The organism is Pseudoalteromonas sp. XMcav2-N (genome assembly GCF_024124545.1).
Classification (GTDB): Bacteria; Pseudomonadota; Gammaproteobacteria; order Enterobacterales; family Alteromonadaceae; genus Pseudoalteromonas.
In genome coordinates this window covers 85,255-101,300 of the sequence record NZ_JAMXSF010000010.1, presented here as the reverse complement: position 1 = coordinate 101,300, position 16,046 = coordinate 85,255, and the positions used below count along the sequence as shown (strand labels likewise).

4 protein-coding genes are annotated in these 16,046 nt (G+C 50.2%); 2 read left to right on the top strand and 2 right to left on the bottom strand.

All coding sequences use genetic code 11. From position 1 onward, the window contains the following. Positions 1-33: 33 nt before the first annotated feature. Complete coding sequence (locus NH568_RS14100) at positions 34-1,185, bottom strand: ATP-binding protein (protein ID WP_253048288.1); 1,152 nt, start codon at positions 1,183-1,185, stop codon at positions 34-36. Between the two features lie 607 nt (positions 1,186-1,792). Between NH568_RS14100 and NH568_RS14095 the strand changes: the two genes are divergently transcribed. Further along, the gene (locus NH568_RS14095; RefSeq protein WP_253048286.1) at positions 1,793-3,964 is read left to right on the top strand and encodes a fasciclin domain-containing protein; all 2,172 of its coding nucleotides are present in this window, start codon (positions 1,793-1,795) and stop codon (positions 3,962-3,964) included. Positions 3,965-4,033: 69 nt separating this feature from the next. On the opposite strand, the gene adhP is transcribed toward NH568_RS14095, so the two are convergent. Next, positions 4,034-5,050 carry an alcohol dehydrogenase AdhP gene (gene adhP, locus NH568_RS14090; protein ID WP_253048284.1) on the bottom strand — a complete coding sequence of 339 codons (1,017 nt, stop codon included), beginning with the start codon at positions 5,048-5,050 and terminating at the stop codon, positions 4,034-4,036. Positions 5,051-6,014: 964 nt separating this feature from the next. On the opposite strand from adhP, the gene NH568_RS14085 reads away from it, so the two are divergent. Continuing rightward, positions 6,015-16,046 (top strand): non-ribosomal peptide synthetase/type I polyketide synthase, encoded by a 10,032-nt coding sequence (locus tag NH568_RS14085; RefSeq protein WP_253048283.1) that lies wholly within the window; start codon positions 6,015-6,017, stop codon positions 16,044-16,046.

Genomic DNA, 16,046 nt, shown 5'->3' with positions numbered 1-16,046 from the left:
AAAATGTATTTTTTTATGCGCCCCGATATTGGGTCAGATACTGGTCACTTGATTCGGGCAATTATTAGGGTGATGGTGCCTGGGGTAGGTGTACCAGCTGAAGTCACTGCGTGTTGTCTGGCTCTTGAGTGCTTCCTGAACCAGAGGGTGTACAAAGCAAAAGTGCTCATCACTTTGTGTGACCAGCCCGCTGCAGAGCATTTTGTGTAATACACATAGCGGAGCGCGAATATTCTCGTTGTCGTTGAATTGTTGTAATTGATGCGTGTTGAAACACAGTCCCAGGCTTGCAGCAAACTTAAGCGTATTGGCTACTTCACAAGGCATTGAGTTTAAGCAATTGCGGGCAAAGTGTTGTAATGTGTCGGGCAGTGCGACGATTGGATCTGGGTGAGACAAAAGCTGTTTGAGGAAATAGGGGTTACCTTGCGCACGAGTTATGGCATTAGTTGCTCGGTTCCTGTGTTTGTCGGGCACTCTGCCCTGGCTCAATAATGTGTGATTAGCAATTTGCACCATAGCGTCCAGATCTAATGGTTTTAGAATGATAGTGTGGGCATGGCTGAGCCATTTTGGTGGGTGGATAAAGGTTTGTTTTTGTTGCGCCGAAATAATAAAGGTGATCGCTAGTTGAGCGCCGCACGAAGTTAACAACTGAATGAACTGGAGTGCTTTGGTTGTTAAGTTGTGCGCACCATCAATCATAATCGCTATCACCCCTTTGTGATGTGCATAAGCGAGCAGATTCTGTGCAACTTGTTTATCTAATTGCTTGATCCGATTCTTGGTTAACAGAGCCAGCGTATCTGTTTCATTCTGGTTTAAGTCGCAGCCTAACCATTGACGCAGCCGCAGTGAGCAGAGCGCACTGCTGGCTACCAGGTCTATTTTATGGCGAATGTCATGGCCTGGAGTCTTATCGTTGACAGACATGAGTGCCCTGACAAAATACAAAACGGAGAATGGAGACTGAGTACGCTCGGTAAAAGCATCACATGAAAAAGTAAGGCTGCGCCTGCCTGCTGTGGTCAGCTGTGCGGTAAAAGCCGTCAGCAGGCTGGTTTTCCCAGCGCCTGTCATCCCCTGTAAGTAGAGCGTTTGTAGTGAACAGAGGTTAAGTGTCTGGTTGATCATTGAATGGAGATGATTGAGTTCCCACTCTCTGCCGTAGCAGGGATTGGGCATATCTTTCACCAGATGACGGTAAATCCAGGGAGGAGCATCCGTATCGTTAATGAGTGTGTCAATACTGACCTGAAAGTAGCTAGCAAGGCTTTGTATGGTGCGACATAGTACTTGTTTCCCTGCTTCTGCACGTTTTATTGTGGAAACCGAAACAGGTAAACGCCTATTACTGCACTCTTGGGCTAGTTTTTCCCGGCTAAGTGCTTTTTTTTCTCAGCAAACGCAGAGTTGTTTTGTTTACCGCAATTCTTCCGTGGCTGGAAGTGTACATAGTTAGCTCCTTTATCTTGAGATTGATTATTACGACATTGTTACTATTTAATTATTTACTACCTGTGTCTTTGAGTTTATTTTTATGTTAATGGGTTTGGTATTACAAGTTGTTACACCTGCTTTTAGCAAATAACAGAAGATGTGACATGTTAGCCAGCTTATACGCGCTCGCTTGGCCTCTGTATTGCCGATTTAATTGCTAGCTTAGAGCATTCTTTGCACGCTCTTTAATCACAATTAAAAATGACATGTTTAAAGATTTTTAAATTTTCTTGATCTTTGTTTCTCAAGGCTGCGTATTGCTCGAATGTTGACCACCTTGATGGAGAAAATCGTGAAAGTACTAATAAAAATAATGTTGATCAGTACCCTGGCCTTGCTCGCGGCCTGTTCCGACGATGATCATGAAGTCGTAACAACACCACCACCAGAGGAGAACTCGGTTTATGATGCTGCTAAAGCAGCTGGCAGTTTTAACACTCTGGTGGCGGCCATTGATGCCGCAGGCCTGACAGCCACGCTAGATAATACGGACAGTACGTTTACTGTGTTCGCTCCAACCGATGCAGCATTCGCCGCACTGGGAGAGTCGGCCATAAACGAGTTACTGGCGGACCCAGACACACTGGGCAAGATTTTGACCTACCATGTTCTGGCATCTGAAGTGAAAGCCGAGACGGCGCTTACCTTAGCCGGGCAAACGACAGAAACAGTGAACGGTGCAAAGCTTGCCTTGTCTCTGTCGGGCGACAACCTGCTCATAAACACGGCGACGGTGACGCAAACAGACATCATGACCGACAACGGTGTGATCCATGTCATCGATGCTGTGTTAATGCCCCCCAGTGATGCAACCTCAACAGCTAACATTGCAGAGGTAGCGACTCAGGCTGGTAATTTTACAACCCTTCTGAAGGCCGTCGAAACAGCCGGTTTGACCAGTGCTCTGACCGGTAGTGATGATTTGACTGTGTTCGCGCCTACTGATGCTGCATTTGCGGCTTTGGGTACTAAAACCATCAATACCTTACTGGCAAATCCTGAAGTGCTGAGCAGTATACTCAAACAGCATATTGTGGCAGGTAAAGTCGACTCGGTGACAGCCATGTCGCTCAATGGTAAAAATGCGACGACGCTGGAGCAAAACCAACAAAGTGTGGCAATTGATGCTGCCACAGACATGCTGAAGTTTGCGGGTGTGACAGTGACTCAAACTGATATACCAGCTTCAAACGGTGTGATCCACGTATTAGATGCGGTAGTTGTTGGCGATATCAGTGTGCCGGAGTCACTGGGCCTCATTCCTGAAGTAGCAGCTGGGGCGGGTTCATTCAACACGTTACTGAGTCTGGTGACAGCAACGGGTCTGGACGCAACACTTGGCGACCCGACTACCAAATTCACTGTCTTCGCGCCCACTGACGCGGCGTTTGCAGCCCTTGGCCAGGCTACACTCGACGCATTGGCTGCTGACACCGACAAACTGAAAGACATTCTTCTGTATCATGTTGTTGCAGGGCAGAGTGTAATGTCAGACACTGCCGCTGGTATTGCGTCCTCTGCAGACAACATGGTTGCGATGGCGAATACCGATAAGAGTGCGCTAAGCATTGTGGATAGCATGCTATTCATCAACGATGCGGTGATCCGCACTGCCAATGTAAAAGCAGACAATGGCGTTATTCATGTGCTCGACAAGGTGATCATGCCGCCAATGGATAAAATGGCGACAGACAAAACCATTGTCGATGTAGCGATGGAGACAGATGATTTGTCGACGCTGGTGACTGCATTGCAGACTGCCAATCTGGTCGATGCTTTGTCGGATACTACCAAGCAATTTACCGTCTTTGCGCCAACTAACCGCGCATTTCAGAAGATTCCCGCGGCCGATTTAAATGCGCTGCTGGCTAACCCAGCAGGCCTTACTCAGGTGTTGACTCAGCATGTGCTGACACTGGAAGCCTCTTCTTCTTTGGCTTTCAGCCTGAATGGTAAGCAGGTAGAAACGTTGGCCACCAATATGCTGGACCTCAAGGTTGTTGATTTTGTCTCAACCGCCAACACAGATACCGACATGGTTGCCTATGACGCGACGAATCAAAGACTGGTCTCTGGTAATGGTGCAGCGATGGCTGGCAAAACGCTGTACGTATTTGATGACGACCTGACGTTCGCAAATAGTCAGTGTGTCGACGCATGTGCTACCAACTGGCCACCTGTGATCGCAACGCAAGCGCAGATAGCTAATATCCCGGGCTTGTCGCTGATTGCAAGATTAGATGGCAGCATGCAAGCCGCTTATCTGGGTCGCCCTCTGTATATGTATGCTCAAGACACAAATGCGGGCGATGCGATGGGGCAGGGCGTTGCTGGAAAATGGTGGCAGGTAAACCTACCTACATCCGGTCTTCAGGTCGAGGGTAGCAACATCACCCAGGTTGATATTTATACCGCAAACGGAGTGGTTCATCTGATTGATACTGTGATAACCACCGTAGATTAATTCCCTTCCTCACTTCTTTCCTATGAGGTTTGGCGCAACGCACTAAGTTGCGCCTTTTTTATTTGGCGGCTATTTATCCAGCGTCAGGACTATTCGGCCATTTATTTCGCTGTTTAGCATTTGATCAAATACATCGTTAATGGCTTCAAGCGGTTGAGTCTCAATAATGGCTTTAACTTTTCCTTGCGCAGCAAACTGCAAACACTCGATCAGATCCTGGCGTGTGCCCACAATGCTACCTATAACACTGACCCCTTTGAGTACAGTATCAAAAATGGGAATTGGCATATCTTCTGGAGGCAGGCCAACAAGCACGCAGACACCGCCACGTTTGACACTGTGAAAAGAAGAGGTAAAAGCGGATTTAGAAACAGCGGTACAGACCACAGCTTGAACACCACCGAGCTGAGTTTGTATGGCTTCAGCGGGATCCTCTTTGGTATAGTCGATAACCAAGTCTGCACCTAAAGTGTGTGCCAGTGAAAGCTTCTCTTCACCGCTGTCTACCGCTACCACATTCAGGCCCATGGCTTTTGCGTACTGAATGGCCAGATGGCCCAAGCCGCCAGCGCCAACAATGGACACCCAGTCTCCAGGTTTTGCACCAGACACTTTGAGTGCTTTATAGGTAGTGACACCGGCACAAAACAGAGGAGCAGCTTCGACAAAAGGCACATTATCGGGGATTTTAACAACATAATTAGCGTCAGCTTTGGTAAATTGCGCATAGCCCCCATCAACAGAGTAACCACTGTTTTGCTGCTGCGGGCAGAGGTTTTCGTCTCCTTTAAGACAATGCTCACAGTGACCACAGGCGCTGTGTAACCAGGGCACACCGACGCGGTCTCCAAGTTCAAGATGGGTCACATCGTCTGCTTTTGCTACTACGGTACCAACCCCTTCGTGGCCTGGGATCAGAGGGAGTTTTGGTTTGACTGGCCAGTCTCCGTGGCAGGCATGCAGATCGGTGTGACATACCCCACATGCAGCAATTTCAACCAGTACTGAGCCGGGTGTCAAAGTGGGTTTTGGGACAGTTTGGATCTCTAACGGTTGTTTAAAGGAATGGACGAGTGCGGCTTTCATATGCTTCTCCCTGATAAGTGTTTGCCATGAGTATAGTGATTTGTACCTGACATAATTTGATCCGGCGCAAATTCAGCACCAACAAAGTCAGCAGTTTGCTGCGGCCATCTTTTATCGACTTTCAGTTAGAATGTAACGATTGTCATACACTGTGCCCAAGATATCTGTGCGTTTTTCAAATGAGCGACTAAACTTCATGAAAAATAGCAGCTTGTGTCACTAACAGCTTGGTTAGGCTAAAGTGGTCAAGCCAGGTTTAGGTAATTAAATCGGTACGTAAGCCACTGTAATTTACCCCAGCCAATTGCTGAGTTAGCATTTGGCGTATGCTCTGAACGGCTACTTATCGCTATTTTTATGCTGTTCAACGCCTATGAGTTTTGGCACGACGGTTGTTTAAACTCAGCGTATGGGTAATATTGTCGTTACTTATTTGTTAAATTTGTAATTGGTTTTGCTTTATTTTTTAGTGCTTTGTGATAGCATCAAGAGGTAAATCATCAAACAGGAACCTGAAAGCCAATTTTTTAAACGGCTTAGCAGAAGATAAAAACAACATTAGGGAATGGTATTTTTAGTTCAGTTGTCGTCCCGCTAGATTAACACTATCAGAATATTTTAGCCTGATTGAATGCAGTGGATTTAGATTGTTTTCATGGATAATCAAAGTTTTATGCTCTTCAGGCGAGAAGGTGTAGTTGATTAGCAAAGCTTGCGGTTTTAAGCGGTTAGTTAACCTTTAAAACCACAATGACCCTGTGCTGCGTTTTCGCGGTTAGGTGTGATCGGACAGGTCATACTTTGTTATTGTGTTTATGTAATTAATTGGTTTTTTCCAATTTTACGGATCGGACAACTGTACTCAGCCTCGATAGCGGCACGGCGTTGTATTGCCTGCTCAGGGCCATTGAGTCAGATGTTCTGATCAAAGGAACTTACTCAATAAACCTTGTATGGGTATGGCATGAATAACGACTTAGTGGCTACATTAGTGACATTGGCCCGGACACGTGGCGATGACATTGCATATCAGTATTTCTTCGAAGACAATCAACCGGCAGTTTCCCTGAGCTACGCAGAGCTCGACCTGAATTCCAGACGGATCGCGGCACGCTTGCTGACTTACTTTGAAAAAGGCGACAGAGCTTTGCTCTTGTACAACTCAGGGTTTGAGTTTGTAGAAGCGTTTTTTGCCTGTCTGTACGCTGGCATTGTGGCCGTACCGGCATACCCGCCAAAAAAGAACCAAAATACCGACCGCCTGAGAAGCATTATTGAAGACGCCGGTGCAACGGGTGCACTGACCAGCAGCAAGATTTATGAAATTGCACAGCCGCTATTTGAAGCCGAGGAAAGTCTGAGCAATGTGTCTATCATTGCCACCGATGGTGAGGGGGTTGAGCTGGTCGAGCCCATGGCCTGGCAGGATATCCAGATTGCGCCACAAGACCTGGCTTTTTTGCAGTATACCTCTGGCTCGACGGGGAGCCCCAAGGGGGTAATGGTCAGCCATGGCAACATCATGGATAACGAAGAAATGATGAAGCTAGCCTTCGGCCACAGTGCGCAGACACCTATTGTAAGCTGGCTCCCACACTTTCATGATATGGGGCTGATCTTCGGTATTTTGCACCCTATATACATAGGTGCACCTGCCGCGCTAATGAACCCGACATCGTTCTTACAAAAGCCACTACGCTGGCTGAAGCTGCTGAGTGAGACCAAAGCCGTTACCTCCAGTGCCCCCAATTTTGCCTATGACCTGTGTGTAGACACAATCAAAGAAGAAGAACTGGCAAACTTAGACTTATCGCATTGGCAAAGCGCACTCAATGGTGCCGAGCCTGTTCGGGCCAGTACCCTTGAACGCTTTTACCAGAAGTTCAAACGTTGCGGCTTTCGTCGTGAGGCTACGGCACCCTGCTACGGCATGGCGGAAACCACCTTGTTTGCAACCGGGGGGCGTTTGTTGACTACGCCAGCGGTCCTTTCGCTTGATAGTAAAGACATGCATCAGGGCAAAGCGTCGTTGTTAAATACGCAGTCCGCAAGCCGTGCTACGTTTTACGATCTTGATATAGCCGAAGCGACTCAGACAGACAATCAACCCTATTATGCGGTGTCATGCGGCGGTACCTGGCATGGCCACACATTGGCCATCGTTGACCCGAATACAAAACAACGCTGTGAAGACGGACACACCGGTGAAATTTGGGTGAGAGGTGCAAGCGTTGCGCAGGGCTACTGGCGCAAGGACGAGCTGACCGAGGAGATTTTTAAGGCGCGCATTGCTGGTGACAATGACGGGCCTTATTTGCGAACGGGCGATTTGGGGTTTGTCTACCAGGACGAACTCTATGTAACCGGGCGCGCTAAAGATGTGATGATTTTCCGTGGTAAAAACTACTATCCGCAAGATATAGAGCTGACAGTGGTGGAAGCCCACAGCGCTATGGACAACAACGGGGGCGCCGCGTTTTCTTGTTTATCAGAGCAAGGAGAGGAACGTCTGGTTATTGTGCAGCAGGTCAAGCGTACCGCTGTGCGCAAACTGAACGAGCAGGAGATCTTTGCAGCGATTACGGCTGCGGTCACTGAGCAACATGGTATTACCCCGTATGAGGTGGTGTTGATCAAGCCCGGGCGGATCCTGAAGACCTCCAGTGGCAAAATTCAACGACAGGAAAACAAACGTCACTATCTTGCCGATACTTTCGATGTACTGGCGCGCTCACGAGCACCGCAAGTACAACCAAAGAAGATACAAGATAACAGCAAAGTAACTGATTATTCGGGCGTCGAAGCGGCGTTACGTAAAGTTTTGCAGGAAGTCGTAGGGCTGGAAGTCGACCGTCAACCCGGTAGTCTGGATATTGACGCCACCTTTTTATCTTTGGGTGTAGACTCAATGAAGGCTGTGCGGATTTCCGGCGAGCTGATGGAGCTACATGACATAGAGCTCGAAGCAACGGTACTGTATGAGTATCCGTCAATTGCTCAGCTGGCTCATCATTTAAGTCAATTTGAATCGATACGTGAGCGCCTGAGTTGTGATAGTCACACTACGTCTGAGTACAATGCAACGCCCTCAGAGAGTTCAGAAACCAGTACACAAGGTGATGCTTCGACTGGCGAGAGTGAAGGTGACACCGATGTTGCTGTAATTGGTATGGCGTGTCGCTACCCGCAAGCCGCAGACCTCAATGGGTACTGGCAGTTGTTGACTGATAAGCGCGATGCCATCAGTGTACCCGATGCCGTGCGGCAGGCTTTATGTCCGGCACTGAGTAAGACCCGGTTGGGTGGTTACCTGAGTGACATTGAGCAGTTTGATGCCGGACTTTTTGGTATTTCACCGGCAGAGGCCAATTACATAGACCCTCAGCATCGTTTGTTGCTTGAAACCAGCTACCATGCCATCCAGTCGGCCGGATTGATGCCTGCCGAATTGACCGGTCAGCCCGTGGGTGTATATGTGGGCATTTCTCAGAATGACTACTTTAATATGTCGAACCAAGCGCAGCAGGGTAATCCCTATCTTGGCACTGGTACAGCACTGAGTATTGCTGCTAATCGCTTGTCTTATACCTATAACTTCACAGGTCCGAGTCTGTCGGTAGATACAGCCTGTTCTTCTTCCTTGGTTGCTTTGCACCATGCTCTGAATGGGCTCCGTGTTGGTGATATGCCCATGGCCCTGGTGTGTGGTGTCAACCTGATCCTCAGTAATGAGGTCACTGATGCTTGTGACAATGCGCAGATGCTGGCAGATGATGGTCGTTGCAAAACGTTTTCTCGCGCTGCTGATGGTTATGTACGCAGCGAAGGTGTGGGTTGTGTTTTATTAAAACCTCTGGCGCAGGCTATGGCCGATAAAGACCCTATTTACGGGGTACTCAAGGGCAGTGCGGTAAATCAGGATGGTCGGAGCAACGGTATCACCGCCCCCAATGGTGTATCGCAGCAGCGCGTTATTAAATCAGCATTACAACGTGCGGCGGTGGCACCGGAGGATATCCAGTACATTGAAACCCACGGTACAGGCACAGAGCTGGGCGATCCTATCGAAGTATCGGCACTGGCCAAGGTGTATGGCGAAGGACGTGCGCCAAACCAGCCCCTGTTACTGGGCTCAGCTAAGGCCAATATTGGCCACCTGGAGTCTGGTGCGGGTCTGGCAGGGTTGATCAAAACGCTATTGTGTCTTGAGAAAGCGCAGCTACCTGCACAATTACACACTGAGCAGCTGAATGCGCATATTCCATGGCAAAAACTGCCGGTTGAGGTTGTCACCCAGTCTCAGATATGGCCTTCGCAGGAGAACAAGCCAAGACTGGCAGCGGTGAGTTCGTTTGGATTTGGTGGCACCAATGCCCATGTTATTTGTGCGCAACGGCCAGAAAATGTTGCAAAAGCCGATAAAGATGTATCGCAATATGCGGGGTACGTGCTGCCACTATCTGCAAAATCAGCCAACTCCCTGACTCAGCTTGCACACCGCTATGCGGATGTTTTAAGTGCAGCCACCCCAAATGAGTTCGATACATTGGTGCGCCAGACGGCGAGAAAGCCCCATTACAAAGAAGCGCGCCATGCCTTTGTGGGCGAGAGTCGGGAAGCACTGGTAGCCGCACTGACAGCTGTGCAAGACCTCCCGGAACTGGCAAGCCAAATGTCGGCACCAGGGCGTGAGCTGGTATTCCTTTTCACCGGGCAGGGGGCGCAATACCCTGATATGGGTAAGTCTCTGTACGACACGCAACCCGTGTTTCGTGACGCCATTGATGAGTGTGACCGCCTGTTGGCGGACACTTTAGGGCCAAGGCTTATTACTGTTTTGTATCAGGATCCCAATGAGGAATACCTGGCCCAGACCCAGTGGACGCAGGTTTGTTTGTTTGCCATTGAGTATGCTCAGGCGAAATTGTGGCAGAGCACCGGCTTGCAACCAGATCAATTAGTGAGTCACAGTGTTGGAGAATATGCGGCAGCCTGTATTGCGGGGATTTTTTCACTTGCCGATGCGATAAAGCTTATCTCAGCGCGTGGCCGGCTGATGAATGCACTTGCGGACAACGGCCGTATGGTGACTGCACGGTGCGACCGTGAGCAGGCCGATGCGCTGGTAGCTGGCATTGACGGTCAGATATCGGTATCGGCTTATCATGGTGAGTCGGGCGTGGTGTTTTCGGGCCACAACACCGCAATGGACACCCTGTGCAGGACGCTGCAAGAGCAAAACGTGCGTCACAAAGAAATTAATACCGCACGGGCATTTCATTCACCAATGATGCAGCCGATGCTCAGTGAATTTGCGCAAGTGGCGGCACAGGTCAGGTATAGCCAGCCTGCTATTGCGTTTGTCTCTTCTGTGACTGGCAAACAAGAAGCGCTGAGGGTGTGTGACCCCAGCTACTGGGTTGAGCAGATCTGTGCCCCGGTGCAATTTGCTGCATGTATCGCTCACTTGTCTCAGTCAGAGGCTTATATTGCCCTTGAACTGGGTCCTAAACCTGTGCTGTGTGGTTTATTGCAGGAAAATCGCCCTGCACAGCAGTGCGAGTTTTTGCACGTATTACACAATAAAGGCGCCGATTTACCGCGTTTACTGGCAGTTAAGGGACGTTTGTTTGAAATGGGTACAGAGCTTGACTGGACTCATCACTATGGCGATAACACCCAGCCAAGAGTTCCCTTGCCTCTGTATCCGTTCGATCGCAGCCCTTACTGGATCCTGGATATCCCGTCACAGCGCAGCGCTGCACAAAACATCGGCCTTGAAGCGTCTGATGAAGGTGCTGCAGTCACCCCACGAGATGACGCTATCCGGGCCTTTGTGCTCAATACCCTGTCACGATTATTGTCTATGCCCGTCAGTGATATACAGACTCACCTCCCTTTGCTGGAGATGGGGGTCGATTCATTGATGATCATGAATGCGGTACGAACCTACGAGCGGGAATTTGGCCTCGAGTTCAGTGTGCGCCAGTTCTATGAAGAGCTTAGTACGGTAGAGTTGCTGGTAGCATATATCATAGAACACAGTGATTATCAGTGCGCAGCGACAGCGCCGGTGGCAGTCACCAATGAGCCTCCTAAGCCAAATAGCGATGTGGCAAGTCCGGCGGCAGTTGAACAAGGTGCGCTGAATGTCTCTTCTGAGCTTGTTGCAAATATTTGCCGGGAGCAGCTGCAGGCCGCCGCATCTGTCTCTAATACGACTGCCGCGCAAAGCGTTGAAGCCGTTGCTGCCCGCCAACTTGCGATGTTGCAGGGTCATCAGAATAACTTTGCTATTTCCAACCCGACCACTCGTCTTGCCACACTATCTACAGAGCAGACCATTAAGGCGCACGCTCCAGCCTCGTCTCAAAGCGCGCAACCAGGCAGTGCTGCCAGAATACTTCCAGGCTTTGGTCAGAAGCAGATAACGTCGGCTGCAAGCAGCAGATCTGTGCAGCGGCATCTGGCCTCACTCACAGACAGTTATTGTGCTAAAACGCCCTTATCAAAAACGCTGGTGTCTGAACACAGGACACACCTGGCGGACTGTCGTGCGTCGGCCGGGTTCCGCTTGTCCAGTAAGGAGCTACTTTATCCTGTATTTGGAAAACGTTGTGAAGGTAGCCGCATCTGGGATATTGATGGCAATGAATATATTGATATTACCATGGACTTCGGGGTTAACCTGTTTGGCCATAAGCCCGCGTTTGTTACTCGGGCGCTGGCACAACAAATTGATGAAGGCCTGCAACTGGGGCTGGCAAGTCCGCTGGCCTGTGAGGTGGCTGAGCTGGTAAGCGAGCTGACCGGGCTTGAGCGAGTCACCTTCTGTAACTCAGGCACAGAAGCGGTAATGACGGCTGTGCGCCTGGCGCGCAATAAAACCCGCCGCAACAAAATCGTCCAGTTTGAAGGGGCTTATCATGGCCACTATGACGGTACGCTTGCGCAGAATGTGCCCGGTGGTGACTCGGTAGAACCTATGTGCGGCGGGGTCAGGAACGGGGCAATCAGTGATAATCTGGTGCTGGAATATGGCGTTGACGCTGCGCTTGACGCCATCAGAGCACAGGCTTATGACATTGCCGCTGTATTGGTTGAACCCGTACAGAGCCGTCATCCGGCCCATCAGCCCTGGGCATTTTTGCAGGCATTAAGGGCACTGACGACAGAGCTGGGCATTGCACTTATCTTTGACGAGATGATCACCGGGTTCAGAGCGCATCCGGGTGGGGTGCAAGCGATGTTGGGGATCCAGGCAGACATGGCTACCTATGGCAAGATTGTTGGTGGAGGGTTGCCGATTGGGGTGGTTGCCGGTAGTCACGATTATCTGGATGGCATTGATGGTGGTCATTGGCAATATGGTGATGCGTCTTACCCGCAGGCCGATACCACTTTCTTCGCCGGCACATTTTGCAAACACCCACTGGTGATGTCCAGTGCTAAGGCGGTTCTGAGTGAGATAAAACAACACGGGGCCCAGCTTCAGGAAGCGATAAGTCGCAATACCGACTATCTTGCCAATACCCTCAATACCTTCTTTACGGCGCAGAATATTCCGATACAAATTGAGCACTTTACATCTCTGTTCCGCTTCCGTTTTAGTCAGAACCTGGATGTGTTTTTCTATGAAATGCTCAACCGTGGTGTGTTCATTTGGGAAGGACGGAATTGCTTTTTGTCGGCGGCCCATACGGATGCGGATGTGAACACCATTATCCAGACCGTTAAAGACAGCGCACTTGCCTTGAAAGCTGCAGGCTATTTTGGCGAGCCGGATCCTGCGGATACGCAGCCTGTGCAATTCCCGTTAACGGGCGCGCAGCAGCAATTGCTGGCGCTGGCTTTAAAGTCAGAACAAGGTGCGCAAGCCTATCATGTGCAGGCCGTGTTACGTCTCAGCGGTCAGTTAGACAAGGCACGTCTAGCGCAGGCTGTTGCCCAGCTGCAAACCGACTATTCATTGCTAAGTTATTCGGTTGACCCGGACACCCTGTCTCATGTTCGACTTGAAGCGTCGGCTGTATCCTTGATTGAACATGCAAATACAGAACAGTCATTGCAGGTCAGGTTAGCGGATGTGCGATACCGTGCATTTGAGTTCGGTACTGAGCCACTTTGTCGCTTTGATTTGCTGCAGGACGGCCCGCAGGCACATGTGCTCAGTATTACGGCGCACCATGTTTTGTATGACGGACTCAGTCTGCAACAAATGATGAGTCGTATCGCGGAAAATTATACTTGTATTGGCGGTGACTTAACTGCGCCAGCCACCGTTCATTTCAGTGCCTATGTTGAAGGCGTGGTACATTACCTCAGCAGCACTCGCTATCAGCAGGATAAAGGCTACTGGCTTGATCGACTGGCACAGTGCGAGGCGCTGGCGTTGCCAGCCCGTCCGGGAGCAGGCAGGCAGGAAAGCTTTATGGTTGAAAAGCAGATACTGGAGCTTGGCGAGCTGCCTAATATTGCGGCGCTGAGCAAAGCTCAGGGCTGTGGTCAGTTTGCGACCTTACTGGCAATTTATGCGCTTTGGTTACATAAGTTGACCGGCCAGCAACATATTGCAGTAGGCATTCCAGTCTCTGATCGTCAGCTGCTCAGTGATGCGTATGATCCGCACTGTCTTGATCAGCATTTACCGGGCTATTGCACCAACATTTTACCTTTGGTGGCTGATTTCTCGGGTCCCCTTACTGTTGCTGCCTTGGTTAAGCAACTGCAAAACAGCCTGCTTGAAGCCTTTGAGCATCAGCACCTGCCATACAGCGAGCTGACCCATGAGGCCGTGTCCTTGCCAGAGACTTTGTTCAATCTGGATAAAGTGCAGAAGCTTCCCGAATTTGACGGACTAACGGTATCAAGTTGTCCAACGGACACCCGGTTTGGTCAGTATGAATTAAGCTGCAACTTATTGTGTATCAATGGTCAGTGGACACTGGAGCTGGAGTATCTGAGTGCGCGCTATGACAGCGATATGATGGCGCATTACGCCCAGTCGCTGGTTCGCTTATTTGCGGGCCTGCAAGCTACGCAGGACTGTGACAAGGTGAGTCTGCTGGATAGTCAGATGCATGCGCAGCTAGTCACACCTATTTCAGAGACGCTCGGACAGCCACTGCTGTTGGATGCATTGTCGGCACGGGCGGCTCAGCTGCCACAAAACACCGCACTTATCTGCGCAGAACAAGCACTGTGCTATGAGCAACTGCAAGAGCGCGTTAATCAACTGGCAAACTATATATCTGCCAGAGGAGTTGGTGCCGATTCTCTGGTGGCCATTGCGCTGCCGCGGCGCACCGAGCTGCTGGTTGCCTTATTGGCAGTATTGAAAACCGGTGCAGCCTTCCTGCCGCTGGATTTGGCTTTCCCTCAGGCCAGGTTAAAAGAGATGCTGAGCGACAGTCAGGCAAGTTGTTTGCTGTGTGATGCAATGAGTGAGGCTGCACTTGCCATTGCGCATACAGACATAGACATTGTTGATTTGGATGTCAGGCAAGCGGAGATTGCACAGTGCGCCAGTGACTTTGATGCTCAGGTAATTACGCCACAGCAGCGTGCGTATGTGATTTATACCTCAGGCTCCACAGGGAAGCCAAAAGGGGTAGAGATAAGCCACGGTGCGCTGGCAAACCTGTTACACACAATGGCCCGCAAACCCGGGTTAGATCAGTCAGATTGTTTGCTGAGTGTCACCACCATTGCCTTTGATATAGCCTTGTTGGAGCTGTTTGGTCCACTTGTAGTTGGCGGCACTGTGTTGCTGGCCAGCGAGCAGGCCTGTAGTGATCCGAATGCGCTGGCTGATCTGATTGAGCAATACCCGGTCACCGTGATGCAGGCGACCCCGACCTTATGGCAATTACTGTTGTCGACATGTCCCAATTTTGCGGCGGGCTTAACTGTGTGGAGTGGAGGAGAACCTTTAAGTTCGGTACTTGCTGCTCAGTTACTCAGTCAGGCAAAAGCGCTGTGGAATATGTACGGGCCTACTGAAACCACTATCTGGTCTGCAACCGGGCAAATCTTCCACCCTGAAGACATTACTATAGGCCAGCCGGTAGCCAATACCAGCCTGTATGTACTGCCCGAAAATGCAACATACAATGCCGCGGTGCAGCCGGTGGGTGTTTGGGGAGAGCTGTGGATCGGTGGAGCTGGCCTGGCTAATGGCTATCTGGCAAGACCTGAGCTCACACAAGCCCGTTTTGTTGCCCACCAGTTTGATGAACACCACACTGAACGACTATATCGTACTGGGGATCGGGCACGCAGGCTGGCCGATGGTCGCTTTGAACTTGATGGTCGACTTGACCATCAGGTGAAGCTGCATGGCCACCGGATTGAGCTGGGTGAAATTGAAGCGCAGCTACGCAACGTGCTGGGAGATGCAGATGTTCGGGTATTCATCAAAACAACTGGCCAGAATCAAGCCGCATTGTGCGCCTACTGCATTGAGCAGGGCGAACTGGCGCAGCACTGGACTATCAGTACATTGCGAAGCGCTCTGGCAAATCAGCTGCCGGCTTATATGTTACCTGAATACCTGTGCTGGCTTGGAGAGTGGCCAACAACAGCCAATGGCAAGCTTGATCGCAATGCGCTGGTGGTGCCGGATAACAATCACCAGGCACAGACCGAGCTGTGCCAACCTGCCAACCCGGTGGAAGCGAAGATCCTGACCATTTATCACGAGTTATTAAATTCAGAGCAACTGGGAACCCATCACAATTTCTTCGAATGTGGCGGTAACTCAGTGTTGGCTATGCAATTGATATCAAGGCTGAATCAACACTTTGCTATCAGGGCCACGGTCGGTGACATCTTTGATAACCCCAGTGTTGTGCAACTTGCTGTCCGGGTTGAAGACCTGAACAGTTCAGGCGCACCGGCTGCACCTGATGGCGTTGCGCGCCTTAGTAACATTGTCAGCGGTCGTGATATCAGCGTGGCATTTGATGATCAATCCATGACGGAGATGGACTTGTAA

What these genes read in the sequence shown, in the direction of transcription:
- NH568_RS14100 (WP_253048288.1), bottom strand. Translation starts at nt 1,185, where the DNA reads ATGCCCAATCCCTGCTACGGCAGAGAGTGGGAACTCAATCATCTCCAT.
- adhP (WP_253048284.1), bottom strand. Translation starts at nt 5,050, where the DNA reads ATGAAAGCCGCACTCGTCCATTCCTTTAAACAACCGTTAGAGATCCAA.
- NH568_RS14085 (WP_253048283.1), top strand. Translation starts at nt 6,015, where the DNA reads ATGAATAACGACTTAGTGGCTACATTAGTGACATTGGCCCGGACACGT.